This is a genomic window from Fluviibacter sp., assembly GCF_057744235.1.
Window position 1 is genome coordinate 23,410 of the sequence record NZ_JBIJFP010000015.1, and the last position, 19,262, is coordinate 42,671.

Consider the following 19,262-nt stretch of genomic DNA (forward strand, 5'->3'; position numbering starts at 1 on the left):
CGATGACATCCGGTTACCAGTTAAAAAGTCGCTGTAAGTCGTTGAAAACTGCAATAAACATCAGCGATCCGAGCACTACGATACCAAAACGCTGAAACAAGGCCTGACGCTCGGCCGAAACGGGTTTTCCGGTCAGAATCTCAACCAAATAATACATCAAGTGCCCCCCATCGAGGAGCGGTAACGGCACCAGGTTGATCACCCCCAAGGAGAGGCTGACAATCGCCAGAAAACGGAGAAAGGCTTCCAGACCGATCTTCGCGGTCTGTCCGGCGGCCGAAGCAATACTGATCGGGCCCGAGAGATTATCCAGTGACGCTTTACCGATCAGCATCTGGCCCAGCATCACCAGCGTAAAGCGGCTCTTGTCCCAAGTTTCAGTAACGGCGGCAGCCAAGGCCTCCACCGGAGTAAGCGCCCGATGAATCCGATAGGCATCCAGTGCCTTCCCCTGCGCCGGCGACAGCCCTGCCCGGCCGATCTCCTGACCCTGCTCGTCAACGCTCGCTGGCCTTAGCTCAAGCGTGAGCGTGGCATTCTGACGCAGCACCGTCAGCGCAAAAGGCTGATCCGGATGCATCCGCACGATTTTGACAAACGCCGCCCAATCCTCAATCGGTTGACCATCGGCCGTTTGGATCAGATCACCCGCCTGAAGACCAGCTTTCTCGGCGGCACTTTCCGCCTGAACTACACCGACCTGTGCCGGGAGCTGTGGCGACCCCAATCGAATACCCAATCCAGCCAGCGCTGTCGGACCAATCGACAGATCGGCCGGTATCTTGAAGGTCACTCCTCGATCAGCCGCGCCGGCCACAGGTTCACCACGGTCGGTTGCAACAACCGCCAGCATGATCTCCGGTTCCTTACCCAGAAGCTGCAGCAATTGCCACTGAGTTTGAGCCCAGGTCTCTACCGGCGCACCATCAACCCGTGTCACCAGATCACCGGCTTTGATACCAGCCACCGCGGCAGGCGTCGCAGGTTCGGGGGCTGCCAGAATCGGACGCCACTCCGTCACCCCACTGAGAAAAACCACCCAGTACAACACAATCGCCAGGAGGAAATTCGCAATCGGGCCAGCCGCCACCATGGCAATGCGCTTGCTTACCGATTGGGTATCGAAAGCATAACGTCGATCTTCCGGAGATATGCGTTCGCCATCTCGAGTGTCCAGCGGCTTCACATAGCCACCCAGAGGCCAGAGGCAGAGTGCCCACTCAGTGCCAGATTTGTCACGTCGCGACCATAGGGTTTTGCCAAATCCGAAGGCAAAACGCAACACACGAACGCCACACCACCGCATGACCAGGTAATGCCCCAGTTCATGAATGATCACGAGGAGACCAATCGCGACCACAAAAGCCCAGAGTGAATTCAGCACAGTCATGCAACACCCGGCAGCAGCGACTCGGCATAACGTCGTGCCTGCAGATCAACAGCAAGCACAGAAGCCAGATCCGTCAAGACCACATCCGGAATCGCCGATAATGTCTTGCGGATGATCTCGGGAATATCGAGGAAAGCAATCTGCGCATCCAGGAAAGCAGCAACAGCGACCTCATTGGCAGCATTCAAAACGGCCGGTGCCGAACCACCTCGAGAAAGTGCGTCAAAAGCCAGTGCCAGACACGGAAATGACGCCAAGTCCGGCAGAGCAAAGTCAAACTGGCCGCAGGCCACCAGATCAAGCATGCCAACACCTGAAGTAATGCGGTCCGGCCAGGCCAATGCATGGGCAATCGGGGTTCTCATATCCGGATCACCCAGCTCGGCAAGCACTGATCCATCAACATACTGAACCAGTGAATGAATCGTGCTTTGCGGATGGACAACCACCTGAATCCGCTCGGCCGACAACCCGAAAAGAAAATGCGCCTCGATGACTTCCAGCCCTTTGTTCATCAGCGTGGCAGAGTCCACAGAAATCTTGCGGCCCATAGACCACTTGGGATGACTGATCGCCTGAGCAGGCGTAACGTTGGCAAGTTGTTCTCGGGTGTATCCTCGGAACGGCCCACCGGACGCCGTAAGAATAATGTGGCTGACCCCATGTGTATTCGGATCGCTGCGGTAACTCGGTGGCAGAGACTGGAAGATCGCGTTGTGTTCGCTATCAATCGGCAGCAATATGGCACCTGAGCGCTTCACAGCCTCCATAAAAACTGGCCCTGCCATGACCAGGGCTTCTTTATTTGCCAGCAATACCCGTTTACCCGCTTCGGCGGCTGCCAGGGCCGATGGGAAGCCGGCCGCACCGACAATAGCCGCCATCACGGTATCGACATCCGTGCGCTGTACAACGGCATTCAGAGCTGCCGCACCGGTCAGGACCTGTGTCGCACAACCCCGCGCCTGCAACCGGATCCGCAACTGATCAGCGGCTTCCGGATCCACCACCACCACGATGCCGGGATTGAACTGATGGATCTGTGATTCAAGCAGATCAACCTGCCGCAATGCGGCCAAAGCAACTACCTGGTAGCGTTCAGGATGACGGCTGATCACATCTAGGGTGTTCCGACCAATGGAACCGGTCGAGCCTAGTACAGCAATCCGTTGCAATGACGACTTAGACATCAATGACCCACAGATAGAATGATCAAGAGCAGCGCCACCGGTAAAACAGATAACTGGCTATCAATCCGATCCAGCACTCCCCCATGCCCCGGTAAGAGCTGTGAGCTATCCTTCATACCGGACTGTCGCTTCATCAGGGATTCGAATAAATCACCGGCCACCGACAACACGAGGAGCAACAGTAGCACCGGAATCGAAAGTGCACTGAAAATACCGCCCAGCTGATTCAGGACTACGGCATAGATCAGCATACAGACAGACGCACCCAAAACACCTTCCCAGGTTTTCCCGGGGCTAATGGCGGGTGCCAGTTTGCGCTTACCAAATTTTTTACCGGCGAAATAGGCACCGATGTCGGCGATCCAGGGAACGGCCATCGTCGCCAGCAGCAACCAGGGCTCCGGCGGGATCGATTTCATAGAAATCAGGGCACACCAGGCCGGCAAAAGCAGAATCAATCCGACCAGAAAGTGCAAGGCTGGCCAACGCAGTATCCAACGCTTGACGAGCCATAACGGCACAATCAAAAGCCAGAACGCCGTGCCCACCAGTAAGCTGAGGCCCGTCAGCCAACCCATGACCATCAGGGGTGCAGCCAAAGCAACGGCGGCCAGCGCGTTACCAAAAACCAGCGCCAGAATCATTCGCGCCATCGGTGAAGTGTAAGGCTGGGGCGTCATGCGCAACCATTCCCAGAAGCCGAGTGCCGCCAGCAGTGAACAGAACAGGATCCAGCTCCATTCCGGGAGAACGAACAGCACCAGTGCCACCAGAATCAGCAAAACTACCGCCGTTTTAATTCGGGTCATCAACATCAGACATCCTCTTTGACGGGGTTCTGCCCCTGGTGCGCAGCACGTTGCGCCGCTTCGATCTGATCACCCGTCTGACCGAACCGCCGCTGCCGTTTCTGAAATGAACGTACAGCCGTGAAGAAGGCCTCTTCACCAAACTCTGGCCAGAGAATGGGTGTGAAATAGAGCTCCGAATACGCCAGCTGCCAGAGCAGGAAATTGGAAATGCGCTCTTCTCCGCCCGTCCTGATAAACAGATCGGGTTCCGGCACTCCGGCAAAGCACAGATAGGGCTCGAGATCCTGCTCCGTATACTCCCCTGCTTTATCCGGCGCGGCCAGTACCAGCGCATTGATCGCCTGAGCGATATCCCAGCGGCCACCATAGTTAGCACAGACATGCAATGTGAGCCGAATATTGCCAACCGTTTCAGCTTCCGCCTGGGCGATCATATTCTGCAGCTCCGGTGCGAAGCGGCTACGATCACCAACAATCCGCAGACGGATTCCGTGATCCTTGAGCTTGCCGACCTCCTGCTCTAGAGCTCGCATGAAAAGCTGCATGAGCAGACTGACCTCGTCGGCCGGGCGACGCCAGTTCTCCGAACTGAAGGCAAACAGGGTCAGGTGGGCAACGCCCAGCTCAAGACAACACCGTACCGTACTTCGGACAGTCTCAACGCCTTGCCGGTGACCAGCAACCCGGGGCAGCAGGCGCCGTTTCGCCCAACGGCCATTACCGTCCATGATAATGGCAATATGACGCGGACAGACACCATCATGGACAGCAGGCTCAGCCGTGGGCTGAGCCTGTTTTTTGAACCAGCGCGTAAGCGACATGACAGTATCCGATCAGATCTGCATCAGCTCTTTCTCTTTTTCAACCAACATCTTGTCGACTTCAGCCACAAACTTGTCAGTCAGCTTCTGGATCTCCTCCTGGGCGCGACGTTCGTCGTCCTCGGAAATCTCCTTGTTTTTGAGCTGATCTTTTAGCGTATTGTTCGCATCACGACGCAGGTTACGAATAGCGACCTTGCCGTTTTCACCCTCGGACTTCACGACTTTATTCAGTTCCTTGCGACGCTCTTCAGTCAGAGCCGGCATCGGCACACGAATCAGTTCTCCCTGAGCCGCCGGGTTCAGCCCGAGATCAGAATCGCGGATGGCTTTTTCAATCTTGGCCGACATCGGTTTTTCCCACGGCTGCACACCCAGCGTACGGGCATCAACCAGCGTGACATTGGCCACTTGATTAACCGGTACCATGGAACCGTAGTACTCCACCATCACATGATCCAGAATACCTGTATGGGCACGACCCGTGCGAATCTTCGCCAGCTCGTTCTTCAGGCTTTCAATCGATTTGAGCATTTTCTGCTCGGCATTTTTTTTCACGTCGCTCATGTTACAAAACCCTATCCATCAGCAATAAACGAGCGTGCCTTCAGCGGCACCCATCACCACGCGCTCAAGGGCGCCTGGCTCAAAAATGGAAAAAACGTTAATAGGCAATTTTTGGTCACGGCACAAGGCAAAAGCCGTTGCATCCATGACTTTAAGATCCTTCTGGATCGCTTCGTCAAATGAAATGGTGGCATATTTGGTTGCTGACGGGTCCTTCTTGGGATCCGCCGTATAGATACCATCCACCTTGGTGGCCTTGAGCACGATCTCGGCGCCAATTTCAGCACCACGAAGCGCTGCAGCGGTATCCGTTGTAAAGAACGGATTGCCGGTACCAGCAGCAAAGATCACGATACGTCCCTGCTCCAGATAGCGGATCGCTTTGCCGCGGACATACGGCTCGACCACTTGCTGGATATCGAGTGCGGACTGCACACGCACTGGCAAACCGGCAAGGCGCATCGCATCCTGTAGTGCCAGGCTATTCATCACTGTCGCCAGCATACCCATGTAATCAGCCTGGGCGCGATCCATACCGGAAGCGGAAGCCGCAACACCGCGGAAAATATTGCCGCCACCAATCACCACGCCCATCTGGACACCCAGATCGGCGACTTTCTTGATTTCTGCGACGATACCAGTGATCGTCTGACGATTGATGCCGTAGGCATCATCGCCCATCAATGCTTCACCGGACAGCTTGAGCAATATGCGTTTGTATTTCGGCGTTGCCATAGTAAGACCTTTCAATACAGAAATGCGTGCTTCAAGAATCCGGTAGGTCGCACCCAACCGGCGCGACCCCACTCAGAATGAAATTTACTTTTTTGCAGCAGCGGCAGCAGCCTGTTGTGCAGCCACTTCGGCAGCAAAGTCGTCTACTTTCTTCTCGATGCCTTCACCGACGATGTACAGCGTAAAGCCCTTGATCTGTGCATTCTTCTGCTTGAGCAGTTGTTCGATCGTCTGCTTGCCGTCTTCAGCCTTCACGAACACCTGACCCATCAGGGTGACTTCCTTCAGGAACTTCTGAACCGTGCCTTCCACCATTTTGGCAACGATATCAGCCGGTTTGCCCGATTCAGCAGCCTTTTCGGTCGCAATACGGCGCTCGGTTTCGATCAATGCAGCATCAACACCCGAGGCGTCTAGCGACTTCGGCTTATTGGCGGCAATGTGCATGGCCAGATCCTTGGCCAGACCCTCTTCGCCACCTTCGAGATCGACCAGGACACCGATCTTGCTGCCACCGTGCACATAGGAAGCGACCTTGCCGGCACCTTCGATACGCACGAAGCGGCGGATCGACATGTTTTCACCGATCTTGCCCACCAGCGCAGCGCGAACGGTTTCAACGGTCGAACCGTCCATCGGCATGGCGGACAGGGCAGCCACATCGGCCGGATTCTGCGTGGCAACCATTTCGGCCAGCTTATTCGTAAAGGCCAGGAAATCATCATTCTTGGCAACGAAGTCGGTTTCGCAGTTCACTTCAACCATCGAAGCCAGCTTGCCATCAGCGGCGATATAGATGCCCACGATCCCTTCAGCGGCGACACGTGCGGCAGCCTTCGAAGCCTTGCTACCCAGCTTGACGCGCAGAATCTCTTCAGCCTTGGCCATATCGCCACCAGCTTCGGTCAATGCCTTTTTACACTCCATCATCGGCGCATCGGTCTTTTCGCGAAGTTCCTTGACCATTCCTGCGGTAATTTCAGCCATGCTTATCTCCTGATTCAAATCGGTCTTAAACCGCCTGCCAGTCTCGATCGCCCGGGCAGGCAGGGTTTTATTGCAAATCGGCCGCCCGAAGGCGGCCGACCATGCCGGAGCGAGTACCAGGCATCGCACCTGGAAACCGGAGCTCCGGCCTGACGGGTTATTCGCCCGCGACTTCTTCTTCGACTTCGACGAACTCGTCGTCACCGGCAGCGGCGTCAACGATTTCCTGAATCGACTGGCTACGACCTTCCAGCACCGCATCAGCGATACCGCGGGCGTACAGACGAATCGCACGTGACGAGTCATCGTTACCCGGAATGATGTAGTCCACGCCTTCCGGGCTATGGTTGGTATCAACCACGCCAATCACCGGGATACCCAGCTTATTGGCTTCGGTCACAGCAATCTTGTGATAGCCGACATCGATCAGAAAAATGGCGTCCGGGAGCGTTGCCATATTCTTGATGCCGCCAATAGACTTCTGCAGCTTCTCCAGCTCGCGCTTGAAGTTCAGGGCTTCCTTCTTGGTCAGACGCTCGCAAGAGCCGTCTTCAACGGACAGTTCCATGTCCTTCAGGCGCTTGATCGACTGCTTCAGCGTTTTGTAGTTGGTCAGCATGCCACCCAGCCAGCGCTGGTCAACATACGGCATACCGGCGCGGGTTGCTTCTTCCGCAACGATTTCACGAGCCTGGCGCTTGGTGCTAACAAACAGAACCGTTCCCTTGTTCGCGGCCAGCTTTTTGACGAACGAAATGGCTTCGTTGTACTTGGCAACCGTCTTTTCAAGGTTAACGATATGAATCTTGTTACGAGCCCCGAAAATGTAGGGGGCCATACGGGGGTTCCAGAAGCGGGTCTGGTGTCCGAAATGGACGCCGGCTTCCAGCATTTGACGCATTGTCGACATAACGACTCCTTGCAGGGTTAGACCGCCACGACACCGACTGCGATTTTTCCGGAGAAAAACACCCTGAATTCGGTCTCGTGTGAGGATTAGCCCCAAACCGGACGGCTTGAGGCAGAAACGACCCAAAGGTCGGTTTTCACGAAGAAAACTTGTAGATTGTATCAGCAACCAATGCAGTGCAGCAAGCTTTCACGGGCTTTATCTGGCCGACCGGCAGTGTCTCGGTTATGCTTCAGGATTGGCTCGCCCGTAACCCAACGGCCCGGCACTTCCTTATAAAAACTCCGATAAAGATCCGAATCATGAGCAGCATCACCCTGAAGACCCCGGAACAGATCAATGCCATGCGCGTCGCCTGCCGACTGGCCTCCGAAGTGCTTGATTACATTACACCTTACGTCAAGCCCGGCGTCACTACCGGTGAACTGGACCGGCTTTGCCATGACTACATGGTCAACGTCCAGGGGACGATTCCCGCCCCGCTCAACTATCAGCCGCCCGGCTACAGCCCCTACCCCAAATCGATCTGTACGTCAGTCAACCACCAGGTCTGCCACGGCATTCCCGGTGACAAGCAGCTTAAAAAAGGCGATGTGGTCAATCTGGACATTACCGTCATCAAGGATGGCTGGTATGGTGACACCAGTCGTATGTTCAGTGTTGGCGACGTGTCAACGATGGCCCAACGCCTCAGCGACGTGACTTATGAATGCCTGTGGAAAGGCATTGATGTGGTGAAGCCGGGTGCCACACTGGGCGATGTCGGACACGCCATCCAGACACACGCCCAGAAACACGGCTTCTCCGTCGTCAAAGAATTTTGCGGCCATGGCATCGGCGAGAACTTTCACGAAGATCCGCAGGTGCTGCATTATGGCAAACCGGGCACCGGCCTGAAGCTTCAGGAAGGCATGATTTTTACCATCGAACCCATGATCAATGCCGGCAAAGCTGATATTCGCGAGCTGGCCGACGGCTGGACCATCGTGACCAAAGACCACTCGCTGTCCGCCCAATGGGAGCACACCATTGTGGTCACAGCCACCGGTGTTGAGGTGCTGACCGTTTCGGCCGGCACACCGGCTCGCCCGACGTTCTGACCAACATACCATGGCGAAGGCACAGCCCGGCATGACCCCCCTCACGGAAATCCGGGAGACGCTCCGACAGGGCCAATCGGATCTGGCATCGGCCTACCTGACACGCCCTGACCACAAAGCCTATCTGCAAGGCAGAAGTCAGCTCGTCGATTGCCTACTGACCCGACTTTGGGAAAACGCTGGCATGCCGGCAAGCACCAGTCTAATTGCGGTGGGCGGCTATGGTCGAGGTGAACTCTACCCGCACTCGGATGTTGATGTTCTCATTGCCCTGGATGCCACGCCCTCCCAAGCACTGGAAGAAACGCTACAGCATCTGATCAGCCAGTTCTGGGATATCGGCCTGGCTGTCGGACACAGCGTTCGTACCATCGAGGAATGTATCGAAGCTGCTCAATCCGATGTCACCGTGCAAACCGCCCTGTTCGAGTCCCGACTGATCTGCGGCAACACTGCACTCTACGACACCTTGCAAATTAAACTCAGCCAAAGCATGGCGCATGATCAGTTTATTGCCGCCAAGCTCGCCGAGCAGGAAGAGCGTCATCTGCGTCAGGCCTTTACGGCTTTCAGCCTGGAGCCCAATTGCAAGGAAAGCCCCGGTGGCTTACGTGACCTGCACAGCCTGGCCTGGGTGGCACGTGCTGCCGGCTTCGGCCTGGACGGACACCTCTGGCAATCGTTACAGCAGCACGCACTCATGCAAGGTGATGAACGCGTCGCCATCGAACGTGCCGCCGGCTTTCTGGCCGATGTCCGTATTCAGCTACACCTGCTCACAGGCCGCGCCGAAGACAGACTGCTCTTTGATATCCAAGGACAGATTGCCCAACGGTTCGGCTTCAGCGATATCGCCGAACGTCGCGCCAGCGAACAGTTCATGCAGCGCTATTACCGGATTGCCAAACGTGTCACCCAGATCAACACCCTCGTCCTCAAATCAATCAGTGAACGACTTGCACCGGCCAGCAAACAGAAAATTCGCCGCTTGAATGACCGCTTCCAGAAAGTCGGTCACAAGCTGGACATCGTGGACCCGCTGCTCTATCAAACACAGCCCACGGCCATTCTGGAAACCTTCCTGCTCATGGAAAAACAGGGCGGTGTACAGGAAATGTCTGCACGCACACTACGTGCACTCTATGGCGCGCGTCGACTGATCAACCGTGAGTTCCGTCAACAGAAGGAAAACAAGCAACGCTTCATCCAGATTCTGCGGCAAAAAAACGGTGTCCTACATGCCTTGCGTCTGATGAACCAGTTCGACATACTGGGCCGCTATATCCCGGCTTTCGGAAAAATCGTCGGCCAGATGCAGCACGACCTCTTTCACGTCTTTACCGTGGATCAGCATATCCTGCAGGTGGTCCGAAATATCCGTCGTTTCGTGCGTGAAGATTTCGCGCATGAAAATCCCTTTTGTCACCGCTTGATGAACGAGTTCGAACGACCCTGGCTGCTGGTACTGGCGGCGCTCTTTCACGACATTGCCAAAGGCCGCGGTGGTGACCACTCGGAACTCGGCATGGCCGATGCCGAGCTGTTCTGCAAATCACATGGCCTGCAGAAAAAAGATACCGACCTGGTGGTCTGGCTGGTCAAAGAACATCTGACCATGTCGGCCGTTGCGCAGAAGGAAGACATTTCCGATCCGGCGACCGTGGCTGCCTTCTGCAAGCGCGTCGGCGACCCACGCCACCTCACGGCACTTTATCTGCTGACCGTGGCAGATATTCGCGGCACCAGTCCGAAGGTCTGGAACTCTTGGAAAGCGCGACTGCTTGAAACGCTATACCGGTGTTCGCTGAGCCGGCTGGAGCAAGAAGAGGCCGAAGGCGATGACAGCGAACAGTTAGGTGACGCCGTAGTCCAACGGAAGCGCGAAGCACTGGCCCATCTGCGTTTTTTTGCACTCGGCGAATCAGTACAGACGCAGTTCTGGAAACAACTGGACGACGTCTACTTCATCCGTCATACCGACGAAGAAATCGCCTGGCACACCCGCTGCCTCTACTATCGAACCCACGAAAACAAACCGGTAGTACGTGCCCGCCCTAATCCGGATAGCGAAGGGATTCAGGTGTTGGCTTACGCACCGGATCAACCAGACCTCTTTCTGCATCTATGCGGATACTTCGCCTCGATTGGTTACTCGATCATGGATGCCAAGATCCACACCACCAAGCACGGCTATGCCCTGGACAGTTTCAATCTGTTTGACGCTTCAAACCGGGGTATGGATCGAGAAACCTGCACCATCATCGAACATGATCTGCTGGAAGTCCTGCAGGGTAAAACGCGGCCGGGGTCACCGCCCATGGGGCGCATCTCGCGTCAGGTACGATCCTTTCCGATTACACCGGTTGTATTGCTAGAACCGGATGAAAGCGGCCAGCAATATGTCTTGTCAATCCGTGCGGCTGATCGAACCGGACTACTCTATGCCATCGCCGAAACCCTCACGCGACATGGCGCTTCACTGCACACAGCACGTATTTCCACCCTGGGTGAACGCGTCGAGGATACCTTCCTGATTTCCGGACGGGCGCTGTCACAAAGCCGGGATCGGCTATTGCTCGAAAATGATCTGCTGGAACAGCTGAAAACCTGAAACTGCGCCGGAGATCATCCAGGAAGCTTGCAGCCAACCAGGGTTTCAATCAACAACCGGACTTTGCACATTGCCAGCTCCATGACATCGCCCAGAGCACTGAACTCAATACCCTGGGCGCTTTCACCGATACCGGCGGCATAGTTCACCACGACATTCAGTTGCGCATAGGGTATCTTGAGCTCGCGTGCCAGTATCGCTTCCGGCATAGCCGTCATACCCACAACATCGGCACCATCACCCGCCAGGCGCCGAATTTCGGCAGCGGTTTCAAGTCGTGGTCCCTGGGTACAGGCATACACACCACCGTCATGCACCTGGAAACCGAGCAGATCAGCAACATCCAGAAGCCGTGAGCGAATTTCGGACGAAAACGGATGCGTAAAATCCGTGTGCATCTCCACATCCGGCAGTGCGCCATGAAAAGTCGGTGCACGACCCCAGGTGTAATCAATCACCTGATCCGGGATCACCAGGTCACCGGGGGTCATGGCAGGATGAATCGATCCCACCGAGCCCACGGCAATAATGCCGGTAACCGCCATGGACTGCAGTGCATAGATATTTGCCCGGTAATTAATATCGGCCGGCATGATGGTATGCCCATGACCATGACGAGCCAGAAATACCATCGGGTGTCCGCAGATGCTGCCCAGCGTCAACGGACAGGAAGGCTCACCAAAGGGTGTCCGTACAAACTGCCGGCTTGCATCCTCCAGAATCGACAACTGGTTCAGGCCACTACCACCAATAATTGCCAGCAAAGGCGATTGCGTGGCTGGAGTCGCAGAAGCGTGGGTCATCATAACGTTCTCTCAAGAAATGAGTAACAAGCCTTCACCCGTCTAGGCAATCCGCCGCAAGGTGGCTTCACCTAGCACCGGCACAATCCCGGCGGGCATGGCGTGAACCGAGGTCGAAACGGGCAGTGTCAATTTGCGGAATTGCACATCGCAGACATCCAGCTTAAAGGGGGTTTCGGCAATGACAGCATTCCGGATCACGGATGCCATCGTCTCACGGCCGGCATCTTTCATCTGCCAAGGAAAGGCTGTCCGGTCCGCCAGATGGACTGTGGCAATCGAAGGCACCTGAGCGGCCAGCGCAACGGCCGCCCGTTGAAATGCCAGACGGTATTGCATCACCGCCTGCGCAGGTTCGGTTCGAGGCAAAGCCTCGGCCGGTGCACCGGCCATCCAGAGCACCAGTGCCTCCGGTGCAAAGTCGCGTAAATCCGTCACCAGCATCTCGTGAACCTGAGCAACATCAGCCAGTCCGAAGACGGCATGAGGCACCCGCTCACGCGCAGCCTCCAGACAATCCATCCGGTTATCCAGTGCAAATACCGATTTGCCATGACGCTGCAACACCGCCGTTGACAGACCAAATCCACAGCCGATTTCCAGTACTCGGCCCGCTGAGACACGCGTACAGAGCCAATCATAAGCGCCCTGACGTTCGAGGTCTGCCGACTCTGCCGACCAGCGACTCAGCGTTTCGGCCAGTGGTTCATGCAAAGCCGCCAGGGCCATGTCCGAAGCCTGTTTCATTCGGCCGTATCCGTTGCGACAAAAATCCCATTGGCATTGCGCCAAAGACCATCAACATCCAGGCCGAAGCCATAGACATAGCGATCCGGCGTTATCAGTGCCGGATAATCTGGCGCACAAGGTTGTGACAATGGCTTTCTCTTGTGCGTCAATACCGCAATCTCCACACACACGGCCCCCGCAACCTGCAACCAGTTGCGGATCTCGTTGAGTGTCACGCCCTCGTCCAGAATGTCATCCAGCAGTAAGACCTCGCGACCATGCACGTCGTGCCGCGGGCGAACCATCCACGCTAGTTCGCCACCCCTTCTCGCTTCACCATAACGGCTGGCATGCACGTAATCCAGATCCAGCGCAAAGTTCAGGCGCGGTAAGAGTTGACCTGCGTATACCAGGGCTCCCGTCATCACACACAGCACCAGGGGCCTGGCTTGCGCATAACGTGCATTGAGCAACGCTGCCTGCGTGTCCATCATTGCATCAATCGCTGCGCGATCAAATACGCATTCGGCAACCGATGGATTATGGTGCACAGAAATCCCTCAATAATTTACCAGGTTTAAATGGATGCGAGATACTGGCTGAACTCGGTGCCGACTTCCGGATGACGCTGACCGAGGGCCACCGTCGCTTTCAGATAACCCAGCTTGGAGCCGCAGTCGTAGCGTACACCATCGTAGCGATAGGCGAGTACCTGCTCTTCTGCCAGCAGACTGGCAATCCCATCCGTTAATTGAATCTCTCCCCCGGCTCCCGGTTGGATGTTTTCCAGATGATGGAAAATACGGCCCGACAGAATATAACGACCGACCACGGCCAGTGTCGACGGTGCCACAGCCGGATCCGGCTTCTCGACAATCGCATTAACCTGTTCCAGCCGCTCTGACACCGTGCGGGCATCAACAATCCCGTAGCTCTTGGTATCGGCGCGCGGGACATCCTGAACACCTAGGACCGAGCAGCGGTAGTAGTCATAACAATCCACCATCTGCTTCATCACCGGTGTTTCACCATCCAGTAAATCGTCGGCCAGAAGCACGGCAAAGGGTTCGTCACCAATCACCGGTTTGGCGCACAACACGGCATGGCCCAGACCTAGAGGCTCAGACTGACGGATATAAATGCAATTCACGTGCTTGGGCAGAATGTTCTGAACCACTTCAAGCAGCGCCAACTTGTTCTTCTGGGCCAATTCACTTTCAAGCTCATAGGCTTTATCGAAGTGATCTTCGATGGCACGTTTGCTTCGACCCGTGACAAACACCATTTCGGTAATACCGGCGGCAACAGCCTCTTCGACTGCATACTGAATCAGTGGCTTGTCCACCACCGTGAGCATTTCCTTCGGACTAGCCTTGGTCGCTGGTAAGAAACGGGTACCCAGACCCGCCACAGGAAATACTGCCTTGCGCACTTTTTTCATCAATGGCTCCGTATGCATCGTGTTTGCGATATTTCAGGATTGTAATCGTTTCAGGAGGCCGGCTTCATCCAGGACCTCGACATTGAGGCTGAGCGCTTTCTCGAGCTTCGAACCAGCCGCCTCGCCGGCCACCACAAAATGGGTTTTGGCGGAAACCGATCCGGACACCTTACCGCCAGCGGCTTCAATCATGGCTTTCGCCTCATCGCGACTCAGATGAGGCAAGGTACCGGTGAGCACCACCGTTTTACCCAACAGGGCCCGTGGACTATCACTGGCCTGCCCGACAACCTCTGGCCAATGCACACCTGCCGCTTGCAGCTGCCGTACCACGGCTACATGCTGCGCTTGATCAAAAAAGTGGCGCAGACTGGCCGCCACGATCGGGCCGACATCATTCACTTCCAGCAAGGCTGCCTCAGATGCTGCCATCAACCGTTCCACGGATCCGAAATGTCGCGCCAGATCCTTCGCCGTCGCCTCACCGACATGACGTATCCCCAGGGCGAAAAGGAAGCGCGGCAGTGTGGTTGTCTTGCTGTGCTCAATTGCTGCCAGTAGATTGAGCGCACTCTTTTCGCCCATGCGATCCAGCGCGCAAAGTGAGGAGAGGTTTAAGCGTTGCGGATCATAGAGATCAACCATCGAACCAATCACACCGGCATCCACCAGCTGGTCGACAAGCTTATCTCCCAGGCCTTCGATATCCATCGCACGGCGACCGGCAAAATGCAGCAGCGCCTGCTTACGTTGCGCCGGACAGGTGAGGCCGCCGGTGCAACGCCAATCGGCCTCTCCGGCTTCGCGTTCAATGGGGCTGCTGCATACCGGGCACCGCCCCTGCAATCGGGCATACAAATCGAAGGGGGGCCCAACGTCTGTCGGACGCTGTTCAAGGACCACGCCAACGACTTCGGGAATCACATCCCCTGCCCGCCGAACGATCACCGTATCACCAACACGCACATCCTTACGACGTGTCTCATCTTCATTATGCAACGTGGCATTACTCACGGTCGTGCCACCGACAAACACGGGAGCCAGTTTAGCGACCGGTGTCAGCTTACCGGTACGACCGACCTGTACATCAATATCCAGCAATTGCGTCAGCTGTTCCTGCGCCGGATATTTATGGGCAACGGCCCAGCGGGGTTCGCGCGTGACAAAACCCAGTTGCTGCTGCAAGCGCCGATCATTGACTTTGTAGACCACCCCATCAATATCGAAGGGCAGTGCATCGCGCAACGCGGCAATTCTTTGATGGAAACCCATCAGACCATCAGCCCCCTGTACCACGGCACGATGGGTGCAGACCGGCAACCCCAGCAATGCCAGTGCATCAAGGAGTCCGCTGTGCGTTGAGGGGATGTGCCAGCCCACGACATCGCCTAGGCCATAGGCATAAAAGCTTAATGGGCGTTTGGCAGCAACGGCAGAATCCAGCTGGCGTACCGCACCCGCAGCAGCGTTGCGCGGATTGACGAAGGTTTTTTCGTTTTTAGCACCGGCGGCAATCAGGGCACGTTGACGTTCATTGAGCACTTCAAAATCATCGCGGCGCATATACACCTCACCGCGGACTTCCAGCACCTCGGCATCACATCCCGTTAAGCGGAGCGGGATCTGCGGAATGGTCCGGATATTTTGTGTCACATCTTCGCCCGTCTCACCATCCCCACGGGTCGCCGCCTGTACCAGTAATCCCCGCTCGTAACGCAGACTGATGGCCAGACCGTCAAATTTCAGTTCTGTCGCATAGTCAACGGGAAGCGCATCCTCAGACAATCCCAGTTCCCGATGAACCCGAGCATCAAAGGCCTGCGCCCCGCCTGCCGTTGTATCGGTTTCAGTACGGATACTGAGCATAGGCACGGTGTGACGTACCGGTGCAAACGAAGTTAACGCCGGTGCGCCCACCCGTTGCGTCGGCGAATCCGGCGTAATCAGGCTCGGATCTGCGGCTTCGAGCGCCTCAAGCTCCTGATAGAGTCGGTCGTATTCGGCATCCGGCACTTCCGGTGCATCACAGACATAGTAGGCATGCGCATAGCGATTGAGCAGTGTCCGCAAGATTTCGCAGCGAGAGCCTGCTGGCGGCGCCGTGTCACCAAAATCAAAAGCGTCCTGCACGATCACGTATCAGGAGAACAGACGTCGAGCCAGGGCAGATCCGGGCTCAATCCCCTGTGCCTGCAGCACCGCATTCAGGCGAACCACCTGATTGGTTAGCAGTGCCAGGCCCTCGTCATTCAAGGGCCGACCAGTATCGTCCACAATCTCGGCGTTCAGATGCCCCGCCAGATTTCTGGCCATGTCACACATGTCAGTCACCACCGCATCCGGCCGCAAGACATGCGGAAAATCCATGACGAAGGATACCAGGCCACTATTCGCATCTGCCTGCACCTGGAAGCTCACCGAATCATCTGCGCCGGTACGCGCATAGGCCGGATAAGCACCGATCAGACCAAACCCTTCAGCATCGCCAGACAATCGGGCAAAAGCCAGCGCAGCATCTTCACGCGGCTTCAGGTTCATGCTGATCAGGGTATCCACCCGGACGCAGAACGCATCCAGATTCACGGCACGATCAACCAGCTTGGCCTCGGATTCGACCGATAGCCCGGCCGACAACATCTGCGCCAGGCTTTCCAGCGAGCGCATCCAGCCATGAATAGCTTCCGGTGCCAGCGGCCCCCGGCGGGATGCCAGTTGCAACCGACAACGCAGATTACTGACCAGGGCTTCGGCCGGAAGTGATTCTGCGCGATGCCACGCATCCGCAGTGTAGAACTCGACACGTTCAAAGCGCTCCGGACCCATCTGGTTCAGAGTCTCACGGATCGAACCGGCACTTCGTGGCTCGTAAAAACGCAGCGTGGCAATCGCATCCACCCAGGTTTCGGCTTCAGTCAAAGCAGCCACAGGCTCCGGCATGGTCAGCGCTGGTTCAACCGACGGTACTGCAGTCGAATCAGGATTCGCTGCGCCTGCATTATCCTGGTCCCACATGGGCTCCTGCCGCTCACCGGAAGACTCCATAGGCGCTTCCTGTTCCGCGATATTTTCCGGTGCCGGCGCATGACGCTGACGATGTTTGCGTTCCTGCCAACGGTTATACATCAGCACCAGAACAATCGCGCCCAGCCCCAGCCCCAACAGACTCAGTTGTAGTTCGTTCATGATCAACCCACCGTTGTTTCGCGCATTTGCAGCGCTTCTTCCATATCCACTTCGACGATCCGCGACACACCGAATTCCTGCATCGTCACACCGACCAACTGATTGCCCATTTCCATGGCAATCTTATTGTGACTGATGAACAGGAACTGTGTCTTGTCCGACATGCGTTTCACCATCTCGCAGAAACGCACGGTGTTGGCATCATCCAGCGGCGCATCGACTTCATCGAGCAGACAGAATGGTGCCGGATTCAGCTGGAACAGCGAGAACACCAGCGCAATCGCCGTCAGCGTTTTTTCGCCACCGGAAAGCAGATGAATCGTCGAATTCTTCTTACCCGGCGGCTGCGCCATCACCTGCACCCCGGCGTCCAGAATTTCATCACCCGTCATGATAAGACGCGCCTCACCCCCCCCGAACAGACTCGGGAACAAGGTGCCGAAATGCTGATTGACGGCATCAAAGGTGGACTGCAACAGACTGCGCGTTTCACGGTCAATGCGACGGATGGCGTTTTCCAGGGTTTCCATGGCACGCAGCAGATCATCCGACTGGGCATCCAAATACGTCTTGCGTTCCTGTGCCGAGTTCAGCTCGACTAGCGCCGCCAGGTTCACCGGGCCCATGGCCTCAATCTCACGCTGAATCCGGGTAATCGACGACTGCAGCGGGCCCGGCTTCACATCACCGACATTGGCCAGCAGGTGCTCGATCTGTTCGGGTGAACAGCCCGCTTCGGTCAGCAACCCCTCATACTGTGCCGCGGCCAGCTCGGCGGCCTGATGTTTCAGCTGATGATCGTTAATCCGGGCACGCACCGGCTCCAGCTGCTGCTCCATTCGCAGTCGGCCTTCTTCCAGTGTGCGCAATTCACCCGCCTTGCTTTCGGCCGTGTCACGAATGTCTGCCAGCACCTGTTCTTTTTCCGCCCGCAACACGAGCGCGGTTTCCAGCTTTTCGCGCAGCTCATCCCCATCGGCACCCGCCAGCTCGGTCTTCGATTGCGCCAGACTGTCATCAATACGGCGGCATTCGTCCACCGACAAACGGGCCTGATTTCTCAGATCATCCAGACGCGTCTGACACTCCCGGCAGGAGAACTCGGCTTCCTGCACGTCGCGCTCCACTTTCACCATGGCATCACGGGCATCACGCAGCGCACGGCTGGCGGCTTCCCGCACCGACAGTCGCTCGGTCAGCGAGCTCTGGGCAACCGTCACGGCGGATTCCAGATTCTCCAGCAGCGCATGCTGCTCTTCCAGACGCGCCTGTTCGGTCTGCTGCTCGATCAGATGTTCATCACGGCCGGCATCCAGCGAACGCACCCGCTCTTCGTAATGGCGCACGGCCTGGGCCAGTTTTTCGTAATCCAGTGCATAACGGTTCTGTTCGGCCTGGGCGGATTGCGCCAGTTGACGCAGGGCCTCGAGGGCCATTCTGGCCGAACGCAAACCTTCCCGTGCCGCTTCCACGGCTTGATTGGCGTCTTCCAACGGGCCCGTCAGTGCCGCCACCCGGGCCTGCGTGGTTTCCAGCTCCTGCTGACGTTCCAGTAACCCATGGTCGGCCGCATCCGGTGCAAAGAAGGTCACGCTATAGCGATCCAGCAGCACACCGGCTGCCGTAACCAACAGCTCGTTGGTCGCCAATTGGGCCTGTTGCGCACGCGCCGATACCAGATCCTGAACCACACGGACATCAGCTAACCAGCGGCTCAGTGCCGGCTTGAGCGAGGCATCCAGACATTCCACCTGTGCCATAAGCGAATCCGGCCCCTGTGAATTTTCCTGCCCTACGCTTTCCTGACCCGCACTGTCCGGCAGCAGCAGCGTCAGACGCAATGCCGGTGGCTCGGCAAACCAGCGCTCCAGATCCGGCAGATCCTGTTGTCCGCAGGCCACGGCCTTCAGCCGCTCGCGCAGCACCGCTTCAACGGCCACTTCCCAGCCACTGGTCACACGGATCTTCTGCCACAAGGCCGGC

17 protein-coding genes are annotated in these 19,262 nt (G+C 56.6%); 2 read left to right on the forward strand and 15 right to left on the reverse strand.

All coding sequences use genetic code 11. The annotated features are described in order from the left end of the window. Window positions 1–13: 13 nt before the first annotated feature. The 8 genes from rseP to rpsB all read right to left on the reverse strand — a co-directional run bounded on the left by rseP (window position 14) and on the right by rpsB (window position 7,412). A complete protein-coding gene (gene rseP, locus AC3GOJ_RS07965) occupies window positions 14–1,390 on the reverse strand; it encodes an RIP metalloprotease RseP (protein ID WP_488236931.1) in 1,377 nt (458 codons plus the stop codon). Further along, window positions 1,387–2,580: a 1-deoxy-D-xylulose-5-phosphate reductoisomerase gene (gene ispC / locus AC3GOJ_RS07970; protein WP_488236932.1), complete on the reverse strand. Its 1,194-nt coding sequence runs from the start codon at window positions 2,578–2,580 to the stop codon at window positions 1,387–1,389. The genes rseP and ispC overlap by 4 nt, the downstream gene beginning before the upstream one ends. Next, entirely contained in the window at window positions 2,580–3,389 is an 810-nt protein-coding gene (locus AC3GOJ_RS07975) for a phosphatidate cytidylyltransferase (protein ID WP_488236933.1), read from the reverse strand. The genes ispC and AC3GOJ_RS07975 overlap by 1 nt, the downstream gene beginning before the upstream one ends. Window positions 3,390–3,394: 5 nt before the next feature. Next, on the reverse strand, window positions 3,395–4,213 hold the full coding sequence (gene uppS / locus AC3GOJ_RS07980) for a polyprenyl diphosphate synthase (protein WP_488236934.1): 819 nt from the start codon (window positions 4,211–4,213) through the stop codon (window positions 3,395–3,397). 12 nt (window positions 4,214–4,225) lie between these two features. Next, window positions 4,226–4,780, reverse strand: coding sequence for a ribosome recycling factor (frr, locus tag AC3GOJ_RS07985; protein ID WP_488236935.1), 555 nt, complete (start codon window positions 4,778–4,780; stop codon window positions 4,226–4,228). An 18-nt stretch (window positions 4,781–4,798) separates the two neighbouring features. Then, window positions 4,799–5,515, reverse strand: a complete 717-nt coding sequence (gene pyrH / locus AC3GOJ_RS07990) for a UMP kinase (RefSeq protein WP_488236936.1) — start codon at window positions 5,513–5,515, stop codon at window positions 4,799–4,801. 84 nt (window positions 5,516–5,599) lie between these two features. Next, window positions 5,600–6,502 carry a translation elongation factor Ts gene (tsf, locus tag AC3GOJ_RS07995; protein WP_488236937.1) on the reverse strand — a complete coding sequence of 301 codons (903 nt, stop codon included), beginning with the start codon at window positions 6,500–6,502 and terminating at the stop codon, window positions 5,600–5,602. Between the two features lie 157 nt (window positions 6,503–6,659). Further along, entirely contained in the window at window positions 6,660–7,412 is a 753-nt protein-coding gene (gene rpsB, locus AC3GOJ_RS08000) for a 30S ribosomal protein S2 (RefSeq protein ID WP_488236938.1), read from the reverse strand. Window positions 7,413–7,714: 302 nt separating this feature from the next. Between rpsB and map the strand changes: the two genes are divergently transcribed. Both map and AC3GOJ_RS08010 read left to right on the forward strand, forming a co-directional pair. Next, entirely contained in the window at window positions 7,715–8,512 is a 798-nt protein-coding gene (map, locus tag AC3GOJ_RS08005; RefSeq protein WP_488236939.1) for a type I methionyl aminopeptidase, read from the forward strand. 31 nt (window positions 8,513–8,543) lie between these two features. After that, window positions 8,544–11,123: a [protein-PII] uridylyltransferase gene (locus tag AC3GOJ_RS08010; protein ID WP_488236940.1), complete on the forward strand. Its 2,580-nt coding sequence runs from the start codon at window positions 8,544–8,546 to the stop codon at window positions 11,121–11,123. 14 nt (window positions 11,124–11,137) lie between these two features. Here the strand turns inward: AC3GOJ_RS08010 and AC3GOJ_RS08015 are convergent, their stop codons facing one another. From AC3GOJ_RS08015 to AC3GOJ_RS08045, 7 genes are all read right to left on the reverse strand, one after another. Continuing rightward, a complete protein-coding gene (locus AC3GOJ_RS08015; RefSeq protein WP_488236949.1) occupies window positions 11,138–11,887 on the reverse strand; it encodes an S-methyl-5'-thioinosine phosphorylase in 750 nt (249 codons plus the stop codon). Window positions 11,888–11,968: 81 nt separating this feature from the next. Next, window positions 11,969–12,673, reverse strand: coding sequence for an SAM-dependent methyltransferase (locus AC3GOJ_RS08020; protein WP_488236941.1), 705 nt, complete (start codon window positions 12,671–12,673; stop codon window positions 11,969–11,971). Continuing rightward, a complete protein-coding gene (locus AC3GOJ_RS08025; protein ID WP_488236942.1) occupies window positions 12,670–13,206 on the reverse strand; it encodes a hypoxanthine-guanine phosphoribosyltransferase in 537 nt (178 codons plus the stop codon). Before AC3GOJ_RS08025 ends, AC3GOJ_RS08020 begins: the two co-directional genes overlap by 4 nt. A 26-nt stretch (window positions 13,207–13,232) precedes the next feature. Continuing rightward, on the reverse strand, window positions 13,233–14,096 hold the full coding sequence (gene galU / locus AC3GOJ_RS08030; protein WP_488236943.1) for a UTP--glucose-1-phosphate uridylyltransferase GalU: 864 nt from the start codon (window positions 14,094–14,096) through the stop codon (window positions 13,233–13,235). Between the two features lie 33 nt (window positions 14,097–14,129). Continuing rightward, the gene (ligA, locus tag AC3GOJ_RS08035; protein WP_488236944.1) at window positions 14,130–16,226 is read right to left on the reverse strand and encodes an NAD-dependent DNA ligase LigA; all 2,097 of its coding nucleotides are present in this window, start codon (window positions 16,224–16,226) and stop codon (window positions 14,130–14,132) included. Window positions 16,227–16,235: 9 nt separating this feature from the next. Beyond that, window positions 16,236–17,279, reverse strand: a complete 1,044-nt coding sequence (locus AC3GOJ_RS08040; protein ID WP_488236945.1) for a cell division protein ZipA C-terminal FtsZ-binding domain-containing protein — start codon at window positions 17,277–17,279, stop codon at window positions 16,236–16,238. 2 nt (window positions 17,280–17,281) lie between these two features. Continuing rightward, window positions 17,282–19,262, reverse strand: a 1,981-nt coding sequence (locus AC3GOJ_RS08045) for a coiled-coil domain-containing protein (RefSeq protein WP_488236946.1), incomplete at its 5' end; no start/stop codon positions are given.

Coding starts and splice junctions, on each gene's coding strand:
- rpsB (WP_488236938.1), bottom strand. CDS start 7,412: ATGTCGACAATGCGTCAAATGCTGGAAGCCGGCGTCCATTTCGGACAC.
- AC3GOJ_RS08010 (WP_488236940.1), top strand. CDS start 8,544: ATGACCCCCCTCACGGAAATCCGGGAGACGCTCCGACAGGGCCAATCG.
- galU (WP_488236943.1), bottom strand. CDS start 14,096: ATGAAAAAAGTGCGCAAGGCAGTATTTCCTGTGGCGGGTCTGGGTACC.
- frr (WP_488236935.1), bottom strand. CDS start 4,780: ATGAGCGACGTGAAAAAAAATGCCGAGCAGAAAATGCTCAAATCGATT.
- AC3GOJ_RS08020 (WP_488236941.1), bottom strand. CDS start 12,673: ATGAAACAGGCTTCGGACATGGCCCTGGCGGCTTTGCATGAACCACTG.
- tsf (WP_488236937.1), bottom strand. CDS start 6,502: ATGGCTGAAATTACCGCAGGAATGGTCAAGGAACTTCGCGAAAAGACC.
- AC3GOJ_RS08040 (WP_488236945.1), bottom strand. CDS start 17,279: ATGAACGAACTACAACTGAGTCTGTTGGGGCTGGGGCTGGGCGCGATT.
- rseP (WP_488236931.1), bottom strand. CDS start 1,390: ATGACTGTGCTGAATTCACTCTGGGCTTTTGTGGTCGCGATTGGTCTC.
- uppS (WP_488236934.1), bottom strand. CDS start 4,213: ATGTCGCTTACGCGCTGGTTCAAAAAACAGGCTCAGCCCACGGCTGAG.
- AC3GOJ_RS07975 (WP_488236933.1), bottom strand. CDS start 3,389: ATGACCCGAATTAAAACGGCGGTAGTTTTGCTGATTCTGGTGGCACTG.
- pyrH (WP_488236936.1), bottom strand. CDS start 5,515: ATGGCAACGCCGAAATACAAACGCATATTGCTCAAGCTGTCCGGTGAA.
- ispC (WP_488236932.1), bottom strand. CDS start 2,580: ATGTCTAAGTCGTCATTGCAACGGATTGCTGTACTAGGCTCGACCGGT.
- map (WP_488236939.1), top strand. CDS start 7,715: ATGAGCAGCATCACCCTGAAGACCCCGGAACAGATCAATGCCATGCGC.